Annotated in this window: 23 protein-coding genes; 12 read left to right on the top strand and 11 right to left on the bottom strand. The window is 71.3% G+C overall.

What is annotated here, in order from left to right:
• Nucleotide 1 precedes the first annotated feature (1 nt).
• Nucleotides 2–592, bottom strand: coding sequence for a TetR/AcrR family transcriptional regulator (locus tag LO931_RS15235; RefSeq protein ID WP_229054696.1), 591 nt, complete (start codon nucleotides 590–592; stop codon nucleotides 2–4).
• Between the two features lie 99 nt (nucleotides 593–691).
• Between LO931_RS15235 and LO931_RS15230 the strand changes: the two genes are divergently transcribed.
• From LO931_RS15230 to LO931_RS15215, 4 genes are all read left to right on the top strand, one after another.
• Nucleotides 692–2,953, top strand: a complete 2,262-nt coding sequence (locus LO931_RS15230; protein ID WP_229054695.1) for an MMPL family transporter — start codon at nucleotides 692–694, stop codon at nucleotides 2,951–2,953.
• Nucleotides 2,954–3,122: 169 nt separating this feature from the next.
• Entirely contained in the window at nucleotides 3,123–4,499 is a 1,377-nt protein-coding gene (locus tag LO931_RS15225) for a hemolysin family protein (RefSeq protein ID WP_229054694.1), read from the top strand.
• Nucleotides 4,492–5,514, top strand: a complete 1,023-nt coding sequence (locus LO931_RS15220; RefSeq protein ID WP_229054693.1) for a hemolysin family protein — start codon at nucleotides 4,492–4,494, stop codon at nucleotides 5,512–5,514. The genes LO931_RS15225 and LO931_RS15220 overlap by 8 nt, the downstream gene beginning before the upstream one ends.
• The gene (locus tag LO931_RS15215) at nucleotides 5,511–6,041 is read left to right on the top strand and encodes a C39 family peptidase (RefSeq protein ID WP_229054692.1); all 531 of its coding nucleotides are present in this window, start codon (nucleotides 5,511–5,513) and stop codon (nucleotides 6,039–6,041) included. Before LO931_RS15220 ends, LO931_RS15215 begins: the two co-directional genes overlap by 4 nt.
• A 6-nt stretch (nucleotides 6,042–6,047) precedes the next feature.
• Here LO931_RS15215 and LO931_RS15210 read toward each other — a convergent pair whose 3' ends face one another.
• From LO931_RS15210 to LO931_RS15200, 3 genes are all read right to left on the bottom strand, one after another.
• Complete coding sequence (locus tag LO931_RS15210) at nucleotides 6,048–6,329, bottom strand: hypothetical protein (protein ID WP_229054691.1); 282 nt, start codon at nucleotides 6,327–6,329, stop codon at nucleotides 6,048–6,050.
• Nucleotides 6,330–6,394: 65 nt separating this feature from the next.
• Nucleotides 6,395–7,075: a GAF and ANTAR domain-containing protein gene (locus LO931_RS15205; protein ID WP_229054690.1), complete on the bottom strand. Its 681-nt coding sequence runs from the start codon at nucleotides 7,073–7,075 to the stop codon at nucleotides 6,395–6,397.
• 59 nt (nucleotides 7,076–7,134) lie between these two features.
• Nucleotides 7,135–7,821: a GAF and ANTAR domain-containing protein gene (locus tag LO931_RS15200; RefSeq protein ID WP_229054689.1), complete on the bottom strand. Its 687-nt coding sequence runs from the start codon at nucleotides 7,819–7,821 to the stop codon at nucleotides 7,135–7,137.
• A gap of 66 nt (nucleotides 7,822–7,887) precedes the next feature.
• Here LO931_RS15200 and LO931_RS15195 point away from each other — a divergent pair, with 66 nt between their 5' ends.
• Genes LO931_RS15195 through LO931_RS15180 form a run of 4 tightly spaced genes read left to right on the top strand, consistent with a single transcriptional unit; the run spans nucleotide 7,888 to nucleotide 10,546 of the window.
• Entirely contained in the window at nucleotides 7,888–8,598 is a 711-nt protein-coding gene (locus tag LO931_RS15195) for a GAF and ANTAR domain-containing protein (protein WP_229054688.1), read from the top strand.
• A gap of 1 nt (nucleotide 8,599) precedes the next feature.
• Nucleotides 8,600–9,301 carry a GAF and ANTAR domain-containing protein gene (locus LO931_RS15190; RefSeq protein ID WP_229054687.1) on the top strand — a complete coding sequence of 234 codons (702 nt, stop codon included), beginning with the start codon at nucleotides 8,600–8,602 and terminating at the stop codon, nucleotides 9,299–9,301.
• 49 nt (nucleotides 9,302–9,350) lie between these two features.
• Nucleotides 9,351–9,911 carry a cytochrome b gene (locus tag LO931_RS15185; RefSeq protein ID WP_229054686.1) on the top strand — a complete coding sequence of 187 codons (561 nt, stop codon included), beginning with the start codon at nucleotides 9,351–9,353 and terminating at the stop codon, nucleotides 9,909–9,911.
• A gap of 50 nt (nucleotides 9,912–9,961) precedes the next feature.
• Nucleotides 9,962–10,546: a hypothetical protein gene (locus LO931_RS15180; protein WP_229054685.1), complete on the top strand. Its 585-nt coding sequence runs from the start codon at nucleotides 9,962–9,964 to the stop codon at nucleotides 10,544–10,546.
• Here the strand turns inward: LO931_RS15180 and LO931_RS15175 are convergent.
• A complete protein-coding gene (locus LO931_RS15175) occupies nucleotides 10,524–11,747 on the bottom strand; it encodes an HNH endonuclease signature motif containing protein (protein ID WP_229054684.1) in 1,224 nt (407 codons plus the stop codon). The two genes, LO931_RS15180 and LO931_RS15175, sit on opposite strands and share 23 nt — an antisense overlap.
• 163 nt (nucleotides 11,748–11,910) lie before the next feature.
• Here LO931_RS15175 and LO931_RS15170 point away from each other — a divergent pair, with 163 nt between their 5' ends.
• Together LO931_RS15170 and LO931_RS15165 are read left to right on the top strand one after the other, a co-directional pair.
• Complete coding sequence (locus LO931_RS15170; protein ID WP_229054683.1) at nucleotides 11,911–12,627, top strand: GAF and ANTAR domain-containing protein; 717 nt, start codon at nucleotides 11,911–11,913, stop codon at nucleotides 12,625–12,627.
• Nucleotides 12,628–12,629: 2 nt separating this feature from the next.
• Nucleotides 12,630–13,352, top strand: a complete 723-nt coding sequence (locus LO931_RS15165; protein WP_229054682.1) for an ANTAR domain-containing protein — start codon at nucleotides 12,630–12,632, stop codon at nucleotides 13,350–13,352.
• Here LO931_RS15165 and LO931_RS15160 read toward each other — a convergent pair.
• From LO931_RS15160 to LO931_RS15140, 5 genes are read right to left on the bottom strand one after another with little or no spacing between them, the layout of a single operon-like run.
• The gene (locus LO931_RS15160; protein ID WP_229054681.1) at nucleotides 13,249–14,169 is read right to left on the bottom strand and encodes a hypothetical protein; all 921 of its coding nucleotides are present in this window, start codon (nucleotides 14,167–14,169) and stop codon (nucleotides 13,249–13,251) included. The two genes, LO931_RS15165 and LO931_RS15160, sit on opposite strands and share 104 nt — an antisense overlap.
• The gene (locus LO931_RS15155) at nucleotides 14,159–15,628 is read right to left on the bottom strand and encodes a polysaccharide deacetylase family protein (protein ID WP_229054680.1); all 1,470 of its coding nucleotides are present in this window, start codon (nucleotides 15,626–15,628) and stop codon (nucleotides 14,159–14,161) included. Before LO931_RS15155 ends, LO931_RS15160 begins: the two co-directional genes overlap by 11 nt.
• 14 nt (nucleotides 15,629–15,642) lie before the next feature.
• Nucleotides 15,643–17,445, bottom strand: a complete 1,803-nt coding sequence (gene glmS, locus LO931_RS15150) for a glutamine--fructose-6-phosphate transaminase (isomerizing) (protein ID WP_229054679.1) — start codon at nucleotides 17,443–17,445, stop codon at nucleotides 15,643–15,645.
• A 1-nt stretch (nucleotide 17,446) separates the two neighbouring features.
• Entirely contained in the window at nucleotides 17,447–18,487 is a 1,041-nt protein-coding gene (locus LO931_RS15145) for a GDP-mannose 4,6-dehydratase (RefSeq protein ID WP_229054678.1), read from the bottom strand.
• On the bottom strand, nucleotides 18,484–19,836 hold the full coding sequence (locus LO931_RS15140) for a nucleotide sugar dehydrogenase (RefSeq protein WP_229054677.1): 1,353 nt from the start codon (nucleotides 19,834–19,836) through the stop codon (nucleotides 18,484–18,486). Before LO931_RS15140 ends, LO931_RS15145 begins: the two co-directional genes overlap by 4 nt.
• A 279-nt stretch (nucleotides 19,837–20,115) precedes the next feature.
• Between LO931_RS15140 and LO931_RS15135 the strand changes: the two genes are divergently transcribed.
• On the top strand, nucleotides 20,116–21,366 hold the full coding sequence (locus tag LO931_RS15135; RefSeq protein ID WP_229054676.1) for a glycosyltransferase family 2 protein: 1,251 nt from the start codon (nucleotides 20,116–20,118) through the stop codon (nucleotides 21,364–21,366).
• Between the two features lie 27 nt (nucleotides 21,367–21,393).
• Here LO931_RS15135 and LO931_RS15130 read toward each other — a convergent pair whose 3' ends face one another.
• Nucleotides 21,394–24,048: a LuxR family transcriptional regulator gene (locus LO931_RS15130; RefSeq protein WP_229054675.1), complete on the bottom strand. Its 2,655-nt coding sequence runs from the start codon at nucleotides 24,046–24,048 to the stop codon at nucleotides 21,394–21,396.
• 282 nt (nucleotides 24,049–24,330) lie between these two features.
• On the opposite strand from LO931_RS15130, the gene LO931_RS15125 reads away from it, so the two are divergent.
• Nucleotides 24,331–25,488 carry a helix-turn-helix domain-containing protein gene (locus LO931_RS15125; protein ID WP_229054674.1) on the top strand — a complete coding sequence of 386 codons (1,158 nt, stop codon included), beginning with the start codon at nucleotides 24,331–24,333 and terminating at the stop codon, nucleotides 25,486–25,488.
• Nucleotides 25,489–25,511: the final 23 nt, after the last annotated feature.

Genomic DNA, 25,511 nt, shown 5'->3' with positions numbered 1-25,511 from the left:
CCTACTCCGCGCGGGGGGTGCGCAAGGTGCGGGTCGACAGGTCGCGCATCACGGCGACGACCTCGTCGCGGGCCCGGGTCGGGTCGTCGACGTCGGAGCCCAGCGTCGCCTGCTGGAGCACGAGGATCGCGACCCACGCCTCCGCCGCGGCACCGACGTCACCCGCGGGGAGACCCTCGCGGTCGGTGAGCGCGTCGCTCAGCGCGACGTGCGCGTCACCGAGCCACTCCAGGAGCCGCGCGCGCACCCGGCTGCTCTCCTCCATCACGCCGCCGAAGATGCGACCCTCCTCCGGGGTCGACGTCACCTGGTCGATGAAGCCCAGCAGCACCTGCCCGAGGGCGACCTCCGTCGGCTCGTCGACGGGGCGGGCGCGGAGCTCTTCGCCCATCAGGCCGGGATCGCCGAGGTAGGCCGTCGCGAGCTGCTCCTTGGTCGGGAAGTACCGATACAGCGTCGAGAGACCGATGTCGGCGCCGCGCGCGACGTCCTCCATCGTCGTAGCGTCGTACCCGCGGTCACCGAACTCCCGCATCGCCGCAGCGGCGATGTGCCGGCGTGTTCGCGCAGCGTTCTGCTCCCGCAGTCCCATAGGTGCAGTTTATATCACACTTGAAGTTCCTCCCAAGATGGGATTTACTTCCATATTGGTGGTCCGCAGTCGGTGGATCGGGGGAGAGCGGGAGTCGTCGTGGCCTGGTACCTGTACAAGCTCGGGCGCTGGAGCTTCCGGCGTCGCTTCGCGGTCATCGGGGTCTGGGTCGCCCTCCTGCTGGGCGGCGGCGTCGCCGCGCTGACCCTCTCGGGCGAGACGAGCGACTCCTTCGAGCTGCCCGACATCGAGTCGAGCCAGGCCGCCGACCTCGTCCAGGACCGCACCGGGGTCACGACCAACGGCGCGGTCGCCCGCGTGGTCGTGCAGGCCCCCGATGGCGAGACCCTGGCCGACTACCAGGCCGACGTCACCGCGGCGGTCGAGACGCTCTCGACCGACCACGTCGTGTCGGCCACCGATCCCTTCGCGGCGGGCACCCTCTCCGAGGACGGCACGACGGGCTACATCACCGTCTCCTACGACCGCCAGGCCTCCGAGCTCGCCGAGGCCGACCTGTCCGCGCTCGACGACGCGGTGGCCGACCTCGAGGACGCCGACCTGACGGCACTCGTCAGCGGCGACGCCGTCAGCGCGACCGAGCTCTCGCACACCGCCGAGGCGATCGGCATCGCGATCGCCCTCGTCGTCCTCACCATCACGTTCGGCTCGCTCGTGGCGGCCGGCATGCCGCTGGTCACCGCGGTCGTGGGCGTCGGCATCGGCATCCTGGGCGTCACGACGCTCTCGGGCTTCCTCGAGCTGTCGTCCGTCACCCCGGCCCTCGCCTCGATGCTCGGCCTCGCCGTCGGCATCGACTACGCGCTCTTCATCATGTCTCGCTTCAAGCACGAGGTGCAGGAGGGTCGCGACCACGAGCAGGCCGCCGCGATCGCGGTGGGCACCGCCGGGTCGGCGGTCGTGTTCGCCGGCCTGACGGTCGTGATCGCGCTCTCGGGGCTCGCCATCACCGGCATCTCGTTCCTGACGCAGATGGGTCTGGCCGGCGCCGCCACGGTCGCCGTCGCGGTCCTCGTCTCCCTGACCCTGCTGCCCGCGATCCTCGCGCTGACCGGCAAGCGGGTCGTCTCGGGCCGCATCCCCGGGCTGAAGAACCGCGACCCGGAGGCGAAGGGCGGCGTCACGACCGGTCGTCGGTGGGTCGACCTCGTCACCCGGTTCCGCGTCCCGGCCCTGCTCGCCGGGCTCGCGTTCGCGGTCGTCGCATCGATCCCGGTGCTGCAGATGGAGCTGGCGCTGCCCGACGACGGCTCGAAGCCCTCGAGCGACGAGGCGCGGCAGTCGTACGACCTGATCGCCGACTCGTTCGGTGCGGGAGCGAACGGCCCGCTGACCGTCATCATCGACACGGCCGGCGCCGACGACCCGGCCGCCGCGGTGGACGAGGCCCTCGCGGAGGTCGGCTCCGTCGACCAGGACGTCGCCGCGGTCGTGCCCCCCGTGACCGATCCGTCCGACCCCGTGGCGGTGCAGACGTTCGCGGCGCAGCTGGAGCAGACCCAGTTCGCGTCCATCACCGTGGTGCCCGAGAGCGGCCCGTCGGGCCAGGCCACGAAGGACCTCGTCGCCGACGTGCGCGACGCCCTGTCCTCCCTCGAGGCCGACACCGGCGCGGTGCCCTACGTGACCGGTCAGACGGCGGCCGGCGTCGACATCTCCGAGAGCCTGGCCGAGGCGTTCCCGAAGTACCTCGTGGTGGTCATCGGGCTCGCGTTCGTGCTGCTGGTGCTGGTGTTCCGCTCGATCCTGGTGCCGCTGAAGGCCACGCTGGGCTTCCTCGCCTCGGTGGGCGTCTCGCTCGGCGCCACGGTCGCGGTGTTCCAGTGGGGCTGGCTGCAGGGTCTCGTCGGCCTCGACGCCGAGGCGCCGGTCATGTTCATCCTGCCGCTGCTGCTCACCGGCATCCTGTTCGGACTCGCGATGGACTACGAGGTCTTCCTCGTCTCCCGCATGCGTGAGGAGTTCGTCCACGGTCGCGAGGCCCGCGACGCCGTGGTGCACGGGTTCGCGCACAGCGCCCGCGTCGTGACGGCCGCGGCGCTGATCATGGTCGGCGTCTTCGGCGGGTTCGCCGGCAGCGCCGACATCATCATCAAGACGATCGGCTTCGCGCTCGCGGTCGGCGTGCTGGCCGACGCCTTCCTCGTGCGGATGCTGATCGTGCCCGCCGTGATGTCGATCGTCGGCAAGCACATGTGGTGGCTCCCCCGCTGGCTCGACCGGGCGATGCCCGACCTCGACGTCGAGGGCGAGTCGCTCGCACGACGCCTCGAGGCCGAGCAGTCGGGCGGGGACCACGACGGCGCGAAGCACGCTGCCGGGACCCACGCCGCCTCCTGACACAGACGCTCCACAGGTCCCGCACACAGCAGGCGTGCGGGGCCTTGGTGCCGCTGCTAGATTCAGCGCATTCACCGACGACTCCAGTGAGGGAGCCAGTGCCCGGTCACAGTCCGAGATCCGGTCCGTATCAAGCCAGGAGAGACTCTCTCCTGACGGGCCGGATGTCATGACCATCGCTTTGTCCCTGCTCCTCGGCGTGCTCGTGGTCTTCGTGATCACGCTCGCCACCGGCTACTTCGTGGCCCAGGAGTTCGCCTACATGGCCGTCGACCGGTCTCGACTGCGCGCCCGCGCCGAGGCCGGCGACGCCTCGGCCGAGCGCACGCTCAAGGTCACCGGCCGCACCTCGTTCATGCTGTCGGGCGCCCAGCTCGGCATCACCGTGACCGGCCTGCTCGTCGGCTACGTGGCCGAGCCGCTCATCGGTGCCGCGTTCGGTGACCTGCTCTCCGGCTCCGGCGTCTCGACCGGCACGGGGGTCGCCATCGGCACCGTGCTGGCGCTGGCGTTCGCGACCCTGGTGCAGATGGTCTTCGGCGAGCTCGTGCCGAAGAACCTCGCAATCGCCCGGCCGGAGCCCGTCGCGCGCTGGCTCGCCCGGTCGACGCTGGCCTACCTCGCCGTCACCGGCTGGCTCATCTGGTTCTTCGACCAGTCCTCCAACCTGCTGCTCAAGGCCCTGCGCATCGAGCCGGTCCACGACGTCGAGTCCTCGGCGACCCCGCGCGACCTGCGGCACATCGTGGCCGAGTCGCGCGCGGCCGGCGACCTCACCGACGAGATGTCGATCCTCCTCGACCGCGTGCTCGACTTCCCGCGCCGGGACGTCGACCACGCCCTCGTGCCCCGCTCCCGCGTCGACACGGTCGAGGGCGACACCACGGTCGAGGAGGTGCGGCGCCTCATGAGCACCGAGCACTCGCGCTATCCCGTGATCGACGAGGACGACCGCATCCTCGGGGTCGTGCACCTCACCGACCTGCTCGTGCCCGACGACCTCCCGGACGTCGACCAGGCCGACGACCGCCCCGTCACCGACGTGATGCGACCACCGGTGGTGGTGCCCGAGCTCATGCTCCTGCCCGAGGCCCTGGCCCAGATCGTGGCCGCCGGCGACCAGCTGGCCTGCGTCGTCGACGAGTACGGCGGACTCGCCGGCATCATCACGATCGAGGACCTCGTCGAGGAGATCGTGGGCGACCTGCAGGACGAGCACGACGAGACCGAGGAGCCGCTCCTCGTGCAGGACGGCGACGGCTGGATCGTGCGCGGCGACGCACCGCTCGACGAGATCGAGCGCGAGCTCGTCCTGACCCTGCCCCGCGGCGACTTCGAGACGATCGCGGGCCTCGTGATCGCCGAGAACGGCGCGCTCCCCGACGTGGGAGACACCCTCCACGTCCGCCTGCCCGACGACCCGGGCGACCTCGCCCACGAGGACGAGCCGATCGTCCGCCACCTGGTGGTCGACGTGATCGAGGTCGACCAGTACGTGCCGTCGTCCGTCAGGCTCAGCGTCCTCGAGGAGGCCACCCGTGGATGACCCGTGGATCGTGCTCGCGGCGACCGTCGTGATCATCGCGGCGAGCGCCTTCTTCGTCGCGATCGAGTTCGCCCTCATCGCGGCCAAGCGCCACCGTCTCGAGGAGGTCGCGGCCGAGAGCCGCGCGGGACGCGCCGCCCTGCGCAGCGCCTCGGAGCTGTCGGTGCTGCTGGCCGGCTCACAGCTCGGGATCACGCTGTGCGTGCTGGCGCTCGGCGCCATCACCAAGCCCGCCGTGCATCACTGGCTGACCCCGGCGTTCGAGGACCTCGGCCTGCCCTACTGGAGCGCTGACGTCGTCGGATTCGTCCTGGCGCTCGTGATCGTGACGTTCCTGCACCTGGTGGTCGGCGAGATGGCGCCGAAGTCCTGGGCGATCGCGCACCCCGAACGGTCGGCGACGCTGCTCGCACTGCCGATGCGGGGCTTCATGTGGGTCACCCGGCCGCTGCTGCACCTGCTCAACAACCTGGCCAACTGGATCCTGCGCCGGGTCGGCGTCGACGCGGTCGACTCCCTCAGCGCCGGCCAGAACCCGGACGACCTGCGCGCCCTGGTCAAGCACTCGTCCTCGGTCGGCGTGCTGGACGAGTCGTTCTCCGAGCAGCTCTCGGGCGCGCTCGACCTGGGCCGGCTCACGCTGGCCGACGTCGTGCGCCCGTCGGTGCCGGTCGCGGTCGACGCGGACGCGACGATCTCGCAGGTGCAGCGCGCGAGCCACGAGTCCGGGCACCTCCGCATCCTGGTGCGCACCGGCGACGAGACGATGGACGTCGTGCACGTGCGCGACACCATGACGCTGCCGGGCAGCACCCCGGTCACCGGCCTGCTGCGCGACTGCCACGTGCTCGACTCCGGCATGACGGTGCTGGAGGCCCTGGCCACGATGCGTGAGACCAGCACCCAGCTCAGCATGGTCCGCCGTGAGTCGGGCGACCTGGGCGTCGTGACGATCGCCGACATGCTGCAGGGCCTCGTGCCCAGCGGCTCGAACGGGGCTACGGTCGGTCCGTGACCTCGGGGCTCGTCCGCTTCCCTCAGCACTTCCACCTCCAGCCGGAGGCAGAGCTGCCGCTCGGGATCGGTGCGGCGGAGCTGGAGGAGTGGGGCGAGCGGGTCTGCGGACTCGCGTGCCTGCGGACGGTACTGGCGTTCCACGGCCTCCCGGTGCCGCGCACGTGGGACCTGGTCACGGTCGCTCGCGAGCTCGACGCCTACGTGCCGGCAGGCATCGTCCACGCGCGCCTCGTGGAGGTCGCGAGTCGGTTCGGTCTCGGTGGTGCCGCGGTCGCCCTGCCCGAGATCGGCGACGTCGTGCAGATCGCCGACGCCGGGTTGCCGACGATCGTCTCGGTCTCGCCCGCGCTCCCCGACGACGGATCACGCGGCGGACACCTGATCGTGGTCGGAGGCTCCGAAGGGGACGGGTCGGTCCGCATCGCCGACCCCGGTCGTTGGGGTGCCACACACGATCGCGTGCCGCTCGACCGCTTCGCGTCCTACACGGGCCGCGCGATCCTGCTGTGGCCGCTCAGCACCTGAACCGGCTCAGCGGCTGAACTGGAAGGCGTACGTCGTCGGGGTGCCGGTGCCCGCACTCTTGAGGGGGTAGCAGCCGGTCAGGATCGTGGTGCCCGGCCAGCGGTCGACGTTGGTCCGGCCCGTCAGGCACGCCGACAGCGCGCCCGAGCCGTAGTGGTAGCCGGGGTAGGTGATGGTCTCGACGCGGGACTTGGCGGCCTCCGCGGGGGCGGCGCTCAGCGCGGTGGCGCCACCGATCGTCAGGAGGGTCATCAGGGTGGCGGCCGTCGCACGGCGGAAGCTCTTCATGGGGACGACGCTACGAGCCCGGCACCGCCTGCGCGATGGGGACGACTCCCCCGACGCGAGCAGGCTCAGGACGGTCGAGCGTTGGCGTCGCGCTGCACCACGATGGCCTCCGCCAGGGCGACGAGACGGTGGTTCTCGTGCTGCGAGATGCGCTTGAGGAACTCGAAGGCGGTGTGGGCGTCGATCGCGAAGGTCTGCATCACGATGCCCTGGGCCTGACCGATGAGCGAGCGTGAGTCCATCGCGGTCTGCAGGCCCTCGGCCTGGTGGGCGGCCGCGAACGCGGTGGTGGCGTGCGCCGCGAGCATCTCGATGATCTCGGCGTCGCGCTCGCTGAAGGCGTCCTCCTCGTTCGCGTAGACGTTGAGCGAGCCGTAGCTGCGGCCCCGGGTCGCCAGCTGCACGCCCACGGCGCTGCGGATACCGATCTCGGCGACTGCGGGCCCCCACTGCGGCCACCGCTGGTCGTGGCACACGTCGTTCGTGAGGTACGTGGCCCGCCCCGTGATGGCGTCGTAGCAGGGACCTTCCTGGAACTGCAGCTGCAGCTGGTGTGCCTGGCCGACGCGCTCCGAGGTGGCAGCAGGGGTCTCGATGCGTGAGCGCCCGTGAAGGCGCAGGACGCCGGCGTCCTCGGCGGTCACCACCCGGAGGGCGTAGTGGCTGACCCGCTCCAGGACGGTCGTCGGACTACCGACCTGCTCGAGCTCGAGCGCCATGTCGGCGAGCATCCTCGCGACGTCCATGCTGCACCTCCGTGGTCGACCTGGCCTCGTGCGATCCTACGACCCGCCCGTCGGCGCTGCTACGACTCGTCCCCCGCGGGGTACGTGGCGACGAGGCGCTCGGCGACGTCGCGCAGCTTCACGTTGCGGTCCTGCGAGTAGCGCTGGAGGACCTGGAAGGCGCGGTCCGCGTCGACGCCGAACCGCTCCATGAGGATGCCCTGCGCCTGACCGATCAGCGTGCGTGAGGTCAGCGCCTCCTGGAGGTTGTGCTCGGTGCGGAGCCGCAGCACCGCCGCGGACGCCTGCCTCCCGAGCAGCTGGGCGAGGTCGCGGTCGTCGTTCCCGAACTCGTGCGCGTGAGCGCCATACAGGTTGAGGGCGCCGATGCGGCGCTCCTTGCTGTGCATCTCGACCGAGAGGATCGACCCGAGTCCGAGGTCCGCGGCCAGCGGTCCCCACGTCGGCCAGCGCTCGTCGTGGCGCAGGTCGACCGACCACACGATGCGGGAGGCGATCGACGCCTCCAGGCACGGGCCCTCACCGAGCTGGTGCTGCAGCAGGTCGGCCCGTTCGACCCGGTGGTCCGACGCGCCGATCGACACCGGGGGGGTCCCGCCGCCCTGGAGGAAGGTCACCCCGCCGCCGACCACCTCGAGCATCGCGACCGCTGACGCCACGACCTGCTCGACCGTGCTCTGCTCGGTGTCGGCCTCGACGATGTCGGTCACCAGACGCGCTACGGTGACGGGATCGAGTGGCCTCATGCGGTCACCCTAGGGCCTGGGCACGTCACGCTCGCCAGTCTCGCCGGCTCGAACCGAGGAGCACCCGTGTCCGCCACCGATGAGCAGCTCGTGCGTCGCTTCGTGCACGTGCTGAGCGGGCTGGATCGCCACGTTCCCGTGCCCGTCCGGCTCTGCGAGGCAGCCCGACGGCTGCTGGTGGCCGACGGCGCCGCCATCACCCTGCGCAGCAGCAAGGACCCGCGACTCCTGATCGCGGCGACCGACGACATCGCCACGCGCCTGCAGGACGTGCAGGACGTCGCCGGCGAAGGCCCCAGCATCGACGCCCAGGCCAGCGGCAGGGTGGTCGTCGCGCGACTCGACCGGCGCAGCAGCGACTCCTGGTCGATCCTTCACGAGCAGGCCCGTGCGCTGGGTCCCATCGGCACCGTCGTCGCTGCACCGTTGCTCGGCGAGACGTCCACGATCGGCACGCTGACGGCGCACCGGTCCGGCGCACCGCTCGACAACGACGCCCGCACCGCCGAGTTCCTGGGGCACGCCGTCGGTGCCGCACTCCTGCAGGACAGCGCCGCGGTCGGCGCCGAAGAGGTCGGGCGACAGTCCTGGGCCGTGCGGGCCGAGGTGCACCAGGCCACCGGCATGATCGTGGCGCAGGTGGGGGTCCTTCCGGAGGACGCGCTGGCCCTGCTCAAGGGGCAGGCCTTCATGCAGAACGTGCCGCTGCTCGAGGTGGCGCGTCAGGTGGTCCGACGCGAGATCAACTTCCGCAACTTCACGATCGAGGGCGACTGACATGGACGCAGCGCGCGCTGCCCACGCCCTCGCCTCCGCCACCGCGGCCCTCGCGCACCAACGGGACGTGCACACCGGCCTCCTCGCCGTCATGGACGGAGCCTGCGAGGCGCTCGAGGCCGACACGGCGGCCATCCTCGTGTCGACGGGTGGGCACCTGGAGATGCTGGCCGCGACGAGCCATCGCGCCGCCGACCTCGAGCTGCACCAGCTGCACCTGGAGGAGGGTCCTTGTGTCGAGGCGATCAGCACGCGACGACCGGTCGTCGCCGCGGGTGATGCCGAGATCACCCGGCGCTGGCCGCAGGTCGCCCCGCTGATGCTCGCCGCCGACCTGCACTCGGTGATCGCCTCGCCCGTCTCGTGGCACGACACGGCCCTCGGTGGCCTCAACCTCTTCCGGCACGAGCCACGGGAGTTCAGCGGGTCCGACCAGGAGATGGCTGCCGCCTTCGCGAGCCTGTCGGCCAACCACCTGCTGCACGCGGCGGACGTGAGCGCCGACGAGATCCGCCGCCGGGTCGACGGGTCGTTCGCCGACCGCATCGTGATCGAGCAGGCGAAGGGGGTCATCGCCGAGATGCAGGGCTCGACGATGGCCGAGGCGTACGACGAGCTCGTGCGCGACGCCCGCGACCGGAGCGAGTCGATCACCGACACCGCGCGCCGGGTCCTGACCGAGGCCCAACGCCAGATGCTCTGACGATCCGCTTCGTCGGGCATTCGCCGTCCGCCGGTGGTTCGATGGCGGGATGCCGATGCTCAACGGTCCCCACGGGTACGGGGGCGTCACGCGCTTCCTGCACTGGCTGACGGTCGGGCTGCTCCTCATCCAGCTGGTCCTGGGCTACACGATGGAGGCCGTCGCCGAGGCGCTGTTCGAGGAGGACTCCTCGGGCGGGTCGGGAGGAGATCGTGTGCGGGCGGGCGACGACCAGCTGGTGTTCCTCCACGCCGGCATCGGCGCCCTGATCCTGGTGCTCGCCTCCGTCAGGCTGCTGTGGCGCCTCTCGACGCCGTTGCCCCCGTGGTCCGAGCGTCTCGGACCGGTGGCACGGCGGGTGGAGAGCTGGGTCGAGCGCGTGCTCTACGCGACGCTGTTCGTCATCCCCCTGAGCGGCATCGGGCTGCTGTTCTTCTCGGGCGAGGAGCGCGAGCTCGAGAACCGGCGCGAGTGGTTCCCGCCGCTGGACGTGGTCAGCGACGACCTCATGCTCGTGCTGCACGTCGGGGGTCACCTCACGTTCTACGCCGCGCTGCTCGTGCACGTGGGCCTGGCCGTGCGGAGCCGCACTCTCAGCCGGATGCTCTGACCTGGTCCGCGCCACCGGCGGGAGCGGCCGACCGCGCCTACCGTGAGGGCATGGACCACCGCGCTCGTCTGCTCGCCGCCGTGACGGTCCCGCCGCTCGTCACTGCGGCCGTCGGGCTGACCCACCCGCCCACGCTCACGTTCGAGGCCGCCCACCACTGGCAGATGATGCACACCGTGCTGCTGCCGGTGTTCCCGCTGCTGGCGCTCGGGCCGTGGCTCGTCGCCCGCCGGTCCAGCCGCGTCGCCGGTGTCGTCGCGGGCGTGCTCGCCTTCGTCTACGCCTGCTTCTACACGAGTCTCGACGTGATCGCCGGCATCACGGCCGGGGCCCTGAAGCACGCCCGCTCGGAGGACCTCGGGGTCGTGTTCGGCGTGGCCGGCGACCTCGGCGACGTCGGCATCCTCGCGTACGCGGGCGCCTCGGTGGTGGCGATCGTCGTCGCTGCCCGCGACACCGGGCTGCTGCGGGCCGTGCCCGGAGCCGTGCTCGTCGTGGTCGGCACGGTGATGTTCTGGCAGGAGCACGTGTACCGCCCCTGGGGCGTCACCGCGATGGTGCTGCTCGCCGCCGGGTGGGGCTGGTTCGCGTGGCTGGGCCGCACGACCGAGGTCACTCCCGCTGCGCCCGCCTAGGTGCTGGCGAGACGTACTGGTGTCCGGTGGGGGTGGTCCACTCGATCTGGCCGTCGGTGTGGGCGCGGACGTTCCAGCCGGGGAGCTCCTTGACCTGGTGGGAGAGCTTGCAGACGCCCTGGCCGTTGGTCTGGGTGGTGGGTCCGCCTCGGCTGTGAGCCTGGATGTGGTCCACTTCCCGCGACCGACATTCGCAACTCGGTTGTCGGCAGCGGTGGTGGTCGCGGGTGTGGATCCACTTCGCGAGCAGGCCGGTGAAGCAGCGTCTGCGGGTGTCGAGGCCGACCAGGGTGCCGGTGGGGTCGGTGAACAGTCGCCGGAACCACGCCTGACCGGCCTGGTCGACCAGCTCGGCCGCCAGGTGGGGGGTGATGGGGCCGTGGCCGGCGAGCTCGGCCGCGACCGGCTCGCCCTGCAGCGCCTCGATGGGCATCAGGATGTCGAGGTGCGTGTCGGGGCCGTCGAGGACGACCTGTCCGGTGGCCCGCTCGAACAGGCTGTTGAGCATGATCTGGCCACGGTCGCGGGGGTCGCCCTTCGCGCGCAGCGTGTCGGCATGCTTGGCCAGGGAGTCGCGGATCAGGAGCAGCTGCTCGGCCGGTCCCCGGGCGATCAGGGTGCCCATGCCGTGCGCTTCACCGACGTAGGTCACGTACTGGTTCTTGCGTTCCTGCTTCTCCCGCTCGACGGCGGCCTCCATGTCGATCGTGACCACCAACGAGCGCGTCAGCTCGGCTGCCCGCCGTGGTGTGAGGCCGGGGAGGTGCTCGGCGATCGCCGCATCCAGGTCACCGGCGGCTGCCGGGTCGAGGGTGTCGGACTCGCGCACGATCGCACGCATCGTGGCCTCGTTGATGACCCCGTTGGTCAGGGCCGTGCGGACGTTGACCATGGGCCGCAACCCCAGGGCCACGTTGAGCAACCCGATGCCCGAGCTGGGTGACATGCCGCGGGCCATGGCGACCTCGGCCGCGACCGACAGGAACGGATCACCCATCCCGAACGGGGTCACGCTGCGGCGATCAGCCAACAGTGCCGCGGTCTGCTCGGCCTGCAGGGCCTGCGCCGCACGCACCAGCCGCTCCAACGCGGCGATCGCGTCGATCCGCCTGCCACCCATCACGTCGATCGGCTCAGCCATCGCGAAATCCGTGCCCGCCACGGCGGCGAGCACCTCCGCAGGCGCCAGATCGTCGAACATGAGACCAGCCAACCCGCCCCCACCGACACCGCGCCCCGAACCACCAGAAGGGCTGTGGACAACGGTGGACGACCGACGTCCTGGAGCCGACCCGCAGGGCGAGTAGGCTGCCATCAGGCTCCCCCGCACCTGCGGACGCCGGCATCAGACCGGAGGTCCAGCCGTGGACGTGTCGCACGAGCACCTCCTCGCTCAGCTCGCCGTGACCCTCGTCAACCTGCGGGACACGACCTCGCTCCCCTTGCGCCTGTGCCAGGCGGCCCGAACGCTGCTCGACGCGGAAGGCACTGCGATGACTCTCTCGACCCTCGACGGCATTCGTCTGGTCGTCGCCGCGACCGACGACCTAGCAAGCGCGCTCGAGGACGTTCAGGACCTGACGGGCGAGGGTCCGAGCTTCGCAGCGCTCGACTCGGGCGTCCTCGAGGTCGCCCACCTCGGTCGCGGGTCCGACGCAGACGAGCCCTGGCCTCTGATGCGAGCGCGCAGCTCACGGCTCGGTTTCATGGGCGCTCTTCTCGCGATCCCTCTGAAGCTCGACGACCAGGTGATGGGAGTGCTCAGCGCCCGCCGGTCAGACGGTCCGACGTCCACCGTCGAGCAGGTCGGATCATTCCTGGGCACCGCCCTCACGGCGGCGCTGCTACAGGACGCCGAGCTCGGTCTCGACCCTTTGGCCCACCCCAGCTCCTGGCCCGCGCAGGCCGAGATCCACCAAGCGACCGGCATGGTCGTGGCCCAGGTCGGGGTCCTGCCGGAGGATGCGATGTCACTGCTCCGTGGCCACGCCTTCGCGCAGGACACGACGTTGGCCGACGTCGCCGGGCAGGTCATCGCGCAGCAGATCAGCTTCCGCCACTTCACCGTCGAGGGGGACTAGACATGGACGTCAGCGGAGCCGCCCACGCCCTGGCCCGCGCCTCGGCCTCGATGACCGACCACCACGACGTCTCGGGCGGGCTCGCCGCGCTGGTGCGTAGCTGCGTCGTGACGATGCACGTGGACTCGGCCGGCATCCTGGTCGGCGCAAGTGGGGAGCTCGAGCCGGTGTCCTCCGCGAGTCACGGCTCGGCGGAGCTCGACCTGCTCCACGCCCAGGTGGCGGAGGGGCCGTGCGTCGACGCCTTCCGCACCGACACGGCGGTCGAGGTCGTGGGCCGCGAGAACCTGCTGGCCCGCTGGCCGACGTATGCCTCCACGATGATCGGCAGCGGGTTCGAGGCAGTGCTCGCCTCACCCTTGCGGTGGCAGCACCGTTCGATCGGCGCGCTCGGCCTCTTCCGCCGTGCCGACGTCTCGTTCTCCGCCGAGGACATCGTGTTCGCCCAGGCGTTCGCTGACATGGCGACCCTGCTGATCCTCAGCACCGAGGGGCCGAGCACCGAGGCACTCGCCGAGAGGCTCGACTCCGTCCTGAGCGACCGCATCGCGATCGAGCAGGCCAAGGGCGTGCTCGCTGAACGACACGGACTCACGATGGCGGCCGCCTACGACCGACTGGTCAGTGGCGCCGTGGACCATCACGCCCCTCTGGCGACCTGGGCGGTCCAGGTCGTGCGCGACGCCCTCCGCTCCCCCGACGAGCTCGACCTGCCCCCGGCCTGACGCGCACCTCCCTGCGGTACGGATCGGGAGAGGTGCTGTCGGCCTGGGGTGGCGTCGTCGTGACGAGCCGCGTCCACGGACCCTCGGGGACGTCCTGCTCGTCCACGAAGCGCCAGTCGACCCGGTCGTCCTCACCGTTCAGCTCGGTGAAGCCGAGACAGCCGTTGATCGCGGGTGAGACGTCCATGCCGGCGCCATTGAAACGCCCGTTGGTCGGTCGGGCGTCCCTCGACCCGAACACGTAGCGCGCGTCGTCGTACCGGCCTGGCCCGGCGTCCTCCACCTGACCGAAGCACGTCCGCCCGCCGCGTCGCAGCTCGACCCAGCGGTCCTTCATGATGCTGGTGTCCGGGTCGTCCAGCATCGAGGCGTACGGCTCCTCGTCCGCCCAGGGCACCACCTCGGCCCGCATCGCAGCCGCCCTCGGATCGTTGACGTCGTCGAAGGGCAGGTCCAGGTAGAACGGGTTCTGGAGGGGGTTCATGCTGGTCGGGAACCAGCCGTTCGCCGCGCTGCGGCGCTCGGTGCGGCACACGCCGTCCTCGATCACGCCGTCGCACCCGCCGTAGCTGAGCAGCCACGCGTCGTCGTACGTCGAGATCGACTGGCTGCCGTCCTCGGCCGTCGGGTCGAACTCCTCACCCACCCAGAACGTCGTGGCGACGATGTCGGTGTGCCAGGGATACCGGCGCTCGCCCTCCCCGCGGTCGACGGCGCTCGTCACGAGCACGCCGACCGCGAGGAGGGTGATGAGCACGACCACGGCCGAGAGCACCGCGATCCCGCCATGGGGAGCAGGTGACCTCTCAGTCGACATGCGTCTCGGTGAGGCCCTGCGGCTCGACCCCGGGTGCGACCGCCGGTGCCTGAGCCGGTGTCGGCGCCTCGACCGCCGATGCGGCGACCGCGGGGGCCCCGACCGTGTCGTAGATCGCCGCGTCATCGGTCACGAGCGTCCCGTTGCTGAACAGGTTGAGCCCGAAGCTGATGCCGGTCATCCCGGCCGGGATCGCCGGCGTCGTCCAGGCCGCCTCGGTGTACGACGAGCTCGCCGCGAACCAGGGGCTGGAGGTCCAGTAGTGCCAGACCCCGGCAGCATCGCGGAGATAGACGGCGAACTGGGTCACGGCGCTCGAGGTGTACCACTGACGCAGCGAATACGTCCGGCCTGCCTGGACGGTCGGGGTGCACGCTCCGAGATCGAACTGCTGGACCCACTTGGCGTCACCGTCGGAGTAGCCCGACATCGTGAGGGTGCCGGCACGGGAGCCGCCGTGAGCGGGAGTCCCGAGCCCGAGCACTGCGGTGTTGGCCCCATAGCCGCCCTTCATCCAGCAGCGCGGCGACCCGTCAGCCGTGACGTCCTCCATGCCGGGATTGACGACCCCGTTGACGCCGGGGCCGATCGGGCCCGCGACGGGACCACGGACGACGGGCTTGACGGCGCCACCGACGACGTCGCCCACGGTCTTCACGGTCGTGCGCATCAGCACCCGTGGTGCGAGCCACTTCGCGAAGGCATCGAGCACGGCCGGAGTCACGTTCAGCTCGCACGTCGCCGCACAGACGTTGTGGAACGTCAGCTGCAGCCATCCACCTGCCGCCTCGGCCCGCGTCACGGTGCCTTTGAGGTCGTTGAGGGTCCAGGAGCTCTCGACCTGCGGGAGGGCCTGGGTCGCGAAGGGGTCGACCGGGGGGAGCTTGGCCGCTGAGGGGCACCCGACGCAGTCGGGGTCGCCGGGGTACGCGAGGTCCCCCAGGGCGCGGGCGCTGTTGTAGCCACAGTTCTTGACGATCGTCTCGAGCGCCGGCGTCAAGCTGGCGAACGGGTAGGCGAAGCTGCGGACGCTGAAGCCCTTCGCGGTGAGTGCCGCACGATCGTCGCAGACCTGGCGCTTGGCCTCGTCGGGGGCGATCGTCGCGAGGTCGGGGTGGCTGAGGGTGTGACCACCGATCTCGTTGCCCTGGCTCTTGAGCGTGTTCAGATCGGCCCAGGTCATGAAACCTGGTGCGCCGATCGTGCCCGAGTTCACGAAGAAGGTGCCCTTGAGGCCGTACTTCTTCAGCGTGGCCCCGGCCGCGGCCTGGTTGGCGTTGCCGTCATCGAACGTGAGGCTCACCGTAAGGGGGCGGAGCAGCGAGGTGCCGACCGCCTCGGTCGGTGCCGGGGTAGCCGTGAGCGAGGTCAGGGCGAGCAGACCGGTGGTGGCGAGGACCACGGCGATCCGACGACGGAGCGATCGAGATCGGTGGGGGCGGGGGGCGGGCGTTGACATGGCGACTTCCTTCTTCAGTGGACGGTGACGGACTTGGCGAGGTTGCGGGGCTTGTCGACGTCGCACCCGAGGGTGAGGGCCAGCTCTCGAGCGAGGACCTGCATCGCGACGACCGACTCGAAGGGACCGCACCAGGGGATTCCCAGGACGGTGGCCTCGCGGTTCCCCAGAGCGGGGATGGTCGATCCGGGTCCGCCGATGCGCACGACGCGGCCGCCCCGGGCCGCGACCTCGGAAATGTCGACCGCGAGACGCCGCGCCTGGTCGTCGACGACGACCACCGGGGTGCCCCGCTCGACGAGGGCGAGCGGCCCGTGCTTCAGCTCGCCGGCCGGGTAGCTGACGGCCCAGCGGTACGTCAGCTCGGTCAGCTTCAGCGCCCCCTCCTCGGCGAAGCGCCACCCGGCACCCCGACCGAGGAAGAGGAAACCGGGGGCCTCGGACGTCGCTTCCGCGATGGCCGGCACCGCCCGCCGCGAGGCACCGATCGCCTGGGCCAGCAGGTCGGGCGCTCGTTGCAGGTCGCCGACGAGCTGGGCCGCTCTCACCGGGTCGAGAGTCCCGCGGGCGACGAGCGCCGACAGGATGATGCAGGTGCCCGTGAGGAGCTGCGCCATGTAGGTCTTGGTGGCGGCGACCCCGATCTCCGGGCCGGCCGAGCACTCGACGACGGCGTCGGCCCGGCGGCCGAGCGCCGAGTGACCGACGTTGGTGACGGCCAGGACGGGGGCGCTTCCGAGCAGGTTCGACGACAATGCACGCAGCACGTCGGCTGTCTCACCGGACTGACTGAGCGCCATGACCAGGGTCTTGTCCTCGACCGAGGCCGTGGCGACCTCGCTCGCGACGATGCACTGGTGGGGGACCCCGGAGTTCCGCGTCAAGAGCTGACCGAGGGCGCGGCCGGCGTTCAACGACGTGCCACAGCCGAGGAAGGTCACACGCGCGAAGTCCGGCAGGCCGAGAGAGCGCCAGAGCTCGCCGTCGGCGACCCTCGGCCCGAGCTCGGTCATGATGCGCGCAGCGACCTCGGGCTGCTCCTCGATCTCCTTCGACATGTAGTCGGCGTGCACGACCAGCGACGGCTGCACGTGCATGGGCGGACGGGCGCGCAGCTCCGGCTCCGGGGGCAGGCCCTCTCGGCGGTGCCACCGCGGCGAGGCGTTGATCTCGACGACGTCCCCGTCCTCCAGCACCTGGAAGTCCTCGACCCACGGAGCGATCGCGCCGATGTCGCTCGCGGCGAAGTGGCCGTGCACGGAGTGCGCGACGACCAGTGGCGACTGGTGAGACGCCACCACGAGCTCGTCGGTGGTTCCGTCGAAGACGGCGAGCGCCCAGGATCCGACGAGGGCATCGGTGGCTTCCCTGACGGCGTCGAGGAGGGAGGACCCGGCCCGCGCCTCCTCCACCAGGTGGGCGACGACCTCGCTGTCGACGTCCGAGCCGAACCCGTGTCCGAGGCCCACCAGCAGCTCACGGAGCTCGGCGGCGTTCTCGATGACCCCGTTGTGCACGATCGCCAGTCGACCCGTGCAGTCGTTGTGCGGGTGGGCGTTGCGGGTCGACACCTCTCCGTGGGTCGCCCACCGCGTGTGACCGATGCCGATCGTGCCGAGGCGGGGGACGTCCAGGTCGCGGACCCGTCGGCCCAGGTCCTTGACCCGCTTCGTCGACCGGAGCCGCATGACCAGGTGCGACCCCCCGGCCACGGCGATCCCGACGGAGTCGTAGCCGCGGTACTCCAGTCGCTCGAGCCCTTCGAGGAGGTAGGGCGCGATCGGCGTGCTCGAGACGCCCGCGATGATGCCGCACACGTCAGTGCCACCGGGGGTGCGTGAGGGGCGACGGCACTGGTACCGACTCTGTCGCGCCGACGAGGACGCCACCTCGGGCAGGTCGCTGGCTCAGGTCGGCGGCAACGGCCACGATCATGTCGTCGAGCGACGTCGTCGGCGTGAATCCGACGAGCTCGTGCGAACGCGTGTTGTCCGGCACCCGTCGCCGCATGTCCTCGTAGCCCGGAGCGTAGGCCTGCTCGTAGGGCACGAGCCTCACGCCGCTCGCGCTCCCCGTGACCGAGAGGATGCGGGCCGCGAGCTCGAGCACGCTGATCTCCTCGGCACCTCCGAGGTTGTACGCGAGCCCCCTCGACCGAGGCTCCTCGGCCAGCGCGACGATGGCCGGCACCACGTCGCGGACGAAGGAGAAGCAGCGGGTCTGGTGGCCATCACCGTGGACCGTGAGGTCCTCGCCGGCGAGCGCCTGCCCGACCAGCCGCGGCACGACCATGCCGTAGGTGCCGGTCTGGCGCGGGCCGACGGTGTTGAAGAGCCTCACGATCGTGACGGGCAGCCCGTGCTCGCTCCAGTAGGCGTGGGCGAAGGCCTCGTCGATGCCCTTGGCCGCGGCGTACCCCCAGCGGGACTTGAGCGTCGAGCCGAGGATGCGGTCGGCGTCCTCGTGCAGACGGTCGGCCGTGTTCTTGCCGTAGATCTCGCTCGTCGAGGCGAGCAGGACCGGCACACCGACCTGCTGGGCGGTCTCGAGCACGAGCTCGGTGCCGTGGATGTTGGTGCGCAGGGAGGCCAGCGGCGACTCCACGATGAGGTGCACGCCGACGGCCGCAGCGAGGTGGAAGACCCGGTCAACCCCCCGCATGGCCCACTGCACGTCTGACCGGACCGTCACGTCACCCTGGTGCCAGGACAGGTGCGGGTCCGCGTGCACGAGCTCGAGGTTGTCGAGCGACCCGGTCGAGAGGTTGTCCAGCACGACGACGTCATCGCCCATCTCGAGCAGCTGCTCGACCAGGTGGCTGCCGATGAATCCGGCACCGCCCGTGACGAGGCTCCTCACAGCGCCACCGCGTCGGCCACGTCGAGACGGCCGAAGGTCGCGTCGAGCACGGGCTGACCCGGGGTGAGCCAGGAGAGGTCGGTGTCGGCATGAGGGGTGTGCAGCAGGACGAGCGCGGGGTTGAACCAGCGCGGGTCGACGAGCGACTTCAGCACGACGCCGTCGCGGAGCCGGACCTCGGGCACGTGAGGGTCGACGTAGCCGATCGCGGCACCGAGGTCGCGCAGACCCTGAAGGATCTCCAGCGCCGGCGACTCCCGCACGTCGGCGACGTCCGGCTTGTAGGCCACGCCGACCACCAGCACCCGGGCACCCTTGACCGCCATGGGGCGCTCCGCGAGCATCTCCCGGACCCGGTCCACGGTCCGGCCCGGACGACCGGCGATCTGGCGCATCGCCTCGGTGATCATCGGGGCGTCCGTCCGGTCCTTGCGCAGCTGCCACAGCAGGTAGTGCGGATCGCACGGGATGCAGTGGCCGCCGACCCCGGGCCCGGGCGTGAAGGCCATGAACCCGTAGGGCTTGGTGGCGGCAGCCTCGATCACGTGCGTCACGTCGATGTCGAGGGTGCGGCAGATGTCGGCGAACTCATTGACGAGGGCGATGTTGACGGCGCGAAACGTGTTCTCCAAGAGCTTGGTCATCTCGGCCGTCGCCAGGGACGGCACCTGGTGCACGTGCTCGGCGTAGCCGGCGAGCGTCGCCGCCGCCCGTTCGGCGCAGGCCGGTGTCGCTCCACCGATGACGCGAGGCAGCACCTCCTGCGCCGTGCCCGAGTTGCCCGGGTCGATGCGTTCGGCGCTGAACGCGACGAACACGTCCTCGCCGGCACGCAAGCCGCGGCGGGCGAGCGGCTCGACCAGGAGGTCGATCGTGCACCCGACGTAGGTCGTCGAGGTCAGCACGATGACCTGGCCAGGGGTGGCGTGCCGGACGGCGGTGTCGCAGGCAGCACGCAGCGCCGTGAGGTCGGGGACGAAGTGTGAGTCGACCGGGGTCGGCACGCACACGATGACGGCCGCGGCCGTCGAGAGCATCGCGGGATCGGCCGTGAGCTGGAAGCGGTCGTCGAACATCGCGCTCTCGAGGCGCGCCCGGTCGGTCGGGATGACGTCGACCTGTCCTGCTCCGATGGCGACGAGCCGTGCGGCCGACGCATCCAGGCCGAGCACGGCCTGGTCGGCGGCGAAGTAGGCGAGCGCCGTTGGCAGACCGACGTAGCCGAGGCCGATCACGGCGACGTCCCGGGTGAACCCGGTCGCGGGCGAGGGGTCGACGATGTTGAGGTCGGGCTGGCGGCCGTGGGCAGCCGGCTCGAGCTGAGGACCGGTGACAGGTGCTGTGGACATGCTGTTGCTCCCTGGGCGACTGAGGTCGAACGGACGTCGGCGGGTCAGTGACGGGTGTTGGCTCCCACCGACCCGGCCAGGACCGACTGTCCCGTTCACCAGGGGCTGTGACAACGAGTTACCGTCAGGACTGCGGCACCCCGCAACGACTGCAGTTCCAGGCCTTGCGGGCTGCAGCGCGGCAGTGCGGGTTCCCGCACGAGTGTGCGGTCCCGCATCCCTCCCTCGGCCCTAGGCTGGGCCGGCGCGGGAGCCTTCGCCCCGGACTGGAGGCGGACGATGATCTGGTTCGCGGTGACCGCCGTGCTGGTGCTCGGCGTCAGCACGATCTGCTGGGCCTGCGTCGGTCTGGCCCGAGCCGTGATGGGCGAGGCCTTCCCCGACCGCGACCCGCGCTGGCTGCCGGCCGAGGTCGCACCCGAGGACGTTGCGGTGATCATTGCGGCGCGCAACGAGGAGCTCGTGCTCCCGGCGACCCTGGCCGCGGTACGAAAGCTGCTGCCCGGGCGGCAGATCTTCGTCGTCTCGGACGCCTCCTCGGACTCGACGGTCGAGCTGGCTCGCGCCGCAGGGGCGCGCGTGATGGAGCTGGTGCACAATCGCGGCAAGGCAGGCGCCCTGGTCGCGGGCCTGCGGCACTTCGACATCCCGGGTCGTTTCGCCGTCGTGCTCCTGCTCGACGCCGACACCCACCTGTCGGCCGACTACCTCTCGTCGGGCCTGCCGCTGTTCAACGGCCGTGACGTGGTGGCGGTCGCGGGTCGGGCAGCGACGTTGAACGGCGCACGCGCCGGCACTCGCACGGGCCGGGTGCTGCTGGCACACCGGGAGCGGACCTACGTGGCGGTGCAGACACTGCACAAGTACGGCCAGGCGGCCGGTCGGGCCAACGCGGTGACGATCGTGCCGGGGTTCGCCAGCATGTACCGGACCGAGATCCTGCACGAGGTCGACATCGCCGCACCCGGCCTGGCGATCGAGGACTACAACATGACGTTCGAGATCCACACGAAGCGGCTCGGCCGCGTGGCTTTCGACCCCGGGGCAGCCGTCGCCTACACGCAGGACCCGGACTCCCTCTCGGAGTATGTGCGCCAGATGGATCGCTGGAGCCTCGGCTTCTGGCAGACGACGATGCGACACAGGATCCGTCCGGACGTCTTCTGGGCGGGCCTGCTGGTCTTCGTCGCCGAGATCTTCCTGGCCAGCCTGCTCCTGGTGCTGGTCGTGCCGGTGCTGGTCGTGCTGCTCCTGGCCGGCCTGCTCGCCGAGGCGGGGTTCGATCCGGGCGGTCTCGCGAGCGGCACCGCCGCGGTGGTCCCGGTCACGACCGTGCTCGCCGGGATCGTGGTGCCGGACCTGATGCTCTCGCTCTACGCAGCCGTCATGACGCGCAACCTCCGCTTCGTGGCCTACGCGCCGGCCTTCCTCGCCCTGCGTGTGGTCGACTCGATGTCGTCGCTGCGAGCGTTGGTGCGCGCCTTCCGGGGCGGATCGAGCGGCGTCTGGCGCAGTCCCGTTCGCCGGTAGGACCCGCGCGGGCCGAGGTGGGACCGGTCAGGTCTGGTCGCGATCGGCCAGCAGCGCCATGAGCTCCACCCGGGAACGCACGCCGAGCGTCCGGTACACCTGCGTGAGACGCAGCTCGACGGTGCGCAGCGAGACGAACATCGCCGCCGCGACCTCTCGGGTGCGCATGCCGCGCAGGACGCACTGCACCACTTCCTGCTGCTCGGGCGTGAGCTGGTCGAGCAGGGAGGCGCTCGGTGTCGGCGCTGCCTCCGGCGCCTGGGCCGCGCGGGCCGCCCACGCGTGCGCCCCGCACGCCTCGAACGCCGTGATGGCAGCGATGCGGTTGTACCGAGCCTGGTTGGCGAGCCCGAGCGACTCCTGCCGCTCGGCGAACGCGGCGGTCGTGCGACCGAACTCGTAGGGCACCTCCCCCCACTCGAACGTGTCGACCGCTCGGGCGAACAGGGCCAGGGACTCCTCGCCGGGCTGCAACAGGGCTCGGCAGCGCGCGAGGGCGAGGGCACCCCAGCGTGACTCGCGCTTCGTCAGGCGGCGTTCGAGGGCGACCGTGGCCGACTGCGCCTCCTGGACGCGGTCGACCAGGACACAGGCCTCCACGTAGTCGGCCCAGTGACGCAGCAAGGACGGGTTCGCAAAGCGCTGCGACATGGCCGTGACACGACGGAGGTCGGCCACGGCACCCTCCGGGTCCCCGTTCAGCAGACCGATAGCGCCGCGGAGGGCGTAGGCGCGGGCGCGGAGACCCGTGCTCGACTCCTTCGACGCCAGCTCCACGACCGCGTCGACGATCTCCAGCGCCGTGTCCGTCGCCCCGAGTGAGTACTGGTGCCAGGCTCGGATCATGGTGTGAGCGGCGGTGTGGCGGTTGACCCACGGTGAGGAGGTGCCCCACGTGGCGATGGCGTCCCGCGCGAGCTGGAACTCCCCGGCACTGATCTCGTTGCCGATGGTCCCGTAGAGCGCCAGGTCGGACCAGACGCGCTGGCGCTGCGTCGGGTGGTTGAGCACGAGGTGGAAGACGCCACGTGCCTGCGGATAGCGTTCCCGCAGCGTCAGGGCGCGCGCCCGCATCAGCAGGACGTCCGGAGGGAGCCTCGCCGGCTCGACTTCGTCGACGGACGGCGTGCGCGGGGGGCCGGGGCGGCCGTCGACCGCGTCGAGGATGTCGACCAGGGTCATGACCTTCGAGCGGGTGTCGGCGGAGACCTCGTCGACGCGGGTGAGCGCCGGCTCGATGAGGTGTCGCGCCTCCTGGACCTCCCAGCGCTCGGCCCGGTAGAACGCCGTCAGGGTCAGGAGGTCGCTGGCGCGGTCGACGCCGGCCTCGGCATGCAGCGCCACGAGCGCCTGCGCCTCGTCGTCGCCGATCCGTTGACGGTCGAACAGCTGGGCGACGATCTTGAAGACGGCCGCCTCCAGCAGCAGCCCCGGTTGCTCGTGCGAGGTCTGGATCCGCTCGCTGTAGCGCGCCGCGAGGCCGACCTCGCCCACCTGGAGCAGGTGACCACAGAAGCGGATCAGCACGGCGGAGTGGTCCCCGGGTCGTGTCGTGTGGCGCAGGGCCCGTTCGGCGAACTCGATCGCCTCCGGAACGCGCTGGTCGTCGACCAGCCTGATGGCGGCAAGGATGAGCTCGGCGACCCTGTCCTCGCCCAGGCTCGCGAAGCTCCCGTGCCAGGTCGCCAGGTCGCCGTCGTGATGCTCGGCGAGTCGGGGCAGGGTCTCGAAGTGACGCTCACGCCTCAACCGGGCCGGCTGCCGCCAGTACAGCATCGACCTCAGACGCTGGTCCCCGAAGGTCACGTGGAGTCCGCGGGGTCGCAGGACCCCGGCGTCCGTCAGGTCCTCGATCGCGTCGGTACCGTCGTCATGGACCTCGCCCAGCGTCTGGATGTGGGCGAGTGGTGCGAGCGCGGCCACCTCGAGGAGCTGGGTCACGGCCTCTTGCCCCCCGCGGGACGGACAGCTGACGGCCTCGATCAGCGTCGGGGTCGCGCGGGGCGGGAGCGTGAGCCAGGCGTCGCCTGCGCGCTGGTCCGGTCGTAGCGCGGCGAGCTGCTCGGCGAGGATGGTCGGATTACCTGCGGCGTACGGAGCCATGATGCGCACCGTCGACTCCTCCGCGCGCTCGTCGTGGCGCAGGGCGAGATCGACGAGGTCCCCCACGCTCCACGGCGCCAGCTCGATCGCCGGGAGCCCGGCCAGTGCGCCGTCCACACGGCCGTCGCGGGCTGTCGCGACGATCCGGACCCCGGTGCCCAGCAGGTGGGCGGCCATGGTCCCGACCAGGGACCGGCTCACGTCGTCCATGGAGTCCAGGTCGTCGACGAGGACGAGGCACGGCGGCAGGTCCAGGCCGTGGAGGAGGTCGAGCACGTCCTGCGCTGCGGAGAAGAGCCCCGCCGGTGTGGTGGACCGGAGCTCGAGGTGGCGTCCGAAGCTGGTGGCGTGCTCACCCCGCATGGCGTCGAGCACCACGGAGAATCCGGACAGGGGGATCGCCGACTCCCCGGCCGGGGCGCTGACCAGCTCGGTCCTGATCGTCATCGCATCCATCGCCGACCGGAGCAGGTGGCTCTTGCCGAGCCCTGGCTCGCCGTGCACCAGCAGCGCGCCCTCGTCCCCGCGGGCGAGCGCCGTGATCCGTGCCAGCGCGGCGCGACGGTGGACCTGGTCCATGCCCGACCCCCTCTCGGGGTGGAAGCCAGTGCTCGGGAGTTCCGCGGTGCGGCCGATGACGTTCTGACGGAGGAGCGACGGCGCGTGAGTTGTCGGGGCCCTAGTTCCACTTTCAACGGTACTCCGGATCCGGGTCACGCAGTGCGGTTCGGCCCTGATTTTCCGGGCTCAGGCGGGGATACCGGCGGCGATCGAACCGCGTTGCTGGGACGATCGTGACCGACAGGACGTCGCCTCGACCCCCGAAGTGACCACCACGAGACCCGCAGCGAGGTGAGATCAGTGACGGGCCACGACGCACGAGCGCGCATCCGCGCCCAGGTGCTGGAGCACCTCGGCGAGGTCACCGACCGGGTCGTGGCCGCGATCCAGCTGGAGATCCCAACCTACGCGACGCTGTCGCGCGAACAGGTCGCGGAGGTCACCGAGATCGCCTCCTGGGGCACGACCCGGATCCTCGATCTCTGGGTCGACGGCGCGGAGCTGACGACCGAGGACCTCCGCCGCTTCAAGGGCATCGGCGCCGCCCGCGCTCTCGACGGCCGCCCCCTGCCGGCGGTGCTGCGGGCCTACCGACTGGCGGGGGCCGAGGTCACGGCGATGGTCGAGCGGGTCGGACCCGACCTGCTGACCGTGGCCGACACGATGGCGATGGCCCGGCTCTGGATGGCCTCGATGGATGCCCTGTCCGAGGCGATCTACGAGGGCTACCACGCAGCCTCGGAGCGGGTCAGCGTCGACCGCGTGCGCGCGATCGGTGACCTCGCCGGCGACCTGCTCGTCGGCCGGCAGGTGACGCGGACCAACCTGGCCGACCGGGCGCGCGAGCTCGGGGTGGAGATCGCGCCACGCCTGGTGCTGACGGTGCTGCGTGCGGCAGCCGCGGACGAGGTGGCGCTCGCGATGCTCGGTGACGCGGCCGACACGTCGATCGTGCGGGTCCACGGCAGCTCGGCGGTGCTCGTCACACCGCCGCAGGTCGTGCTCCTGACCAACGCCGCTGGCACGGGGCGCGGATTCCGCTCGACCGGGCTGCGGGTCGACGACCTCCCCGCGACCTCGCGCCTGGCCGAGCACCTCCTCGACCACGCACCCTCCTCCGCGTTCTCGCGGCCAGGGACGCTGCTCGACGAGGGCGACGCCCACGCCCTCGGCCTGGTGCGCCGTCACCCGGACGCCGACCCCTCACGCCTGGCCGACCTCGTGCTGGGCCCACTGGCCGGCGGCGACCACGCCCACGTGGCCGAGGGTCTCGCGGCCTTCCTGCGCGTCGGGTCCGCGGCCGGCGCGGCCGCCGACCTGGGCCTGCACGCCCAGACGTTGCGGCAACGGCTCAAGCGACTCACCGCGCTCACGGGCCGCGACCCGCACCGGCCCTGGGACCGGTTCGTGCTGGAGTGCGCGGTCCTCGGCGATGAGCGCGGCACCGTCACCACCTGACACTCGAGACGCTCACATCGAGC

Origin of the sequence: Aeromicrobium sp. Leaf350, from assembly GCF_916858655.1 — a bacterium.
GTDB lineage: Bacteria > Actinomycetota > Actinomycetes > Propionibacteriales > Nocardioidaceae > Aeromicrobium.
This window is presented reverse-complemented; position numbering and strand designations above follow the sequence as displayed.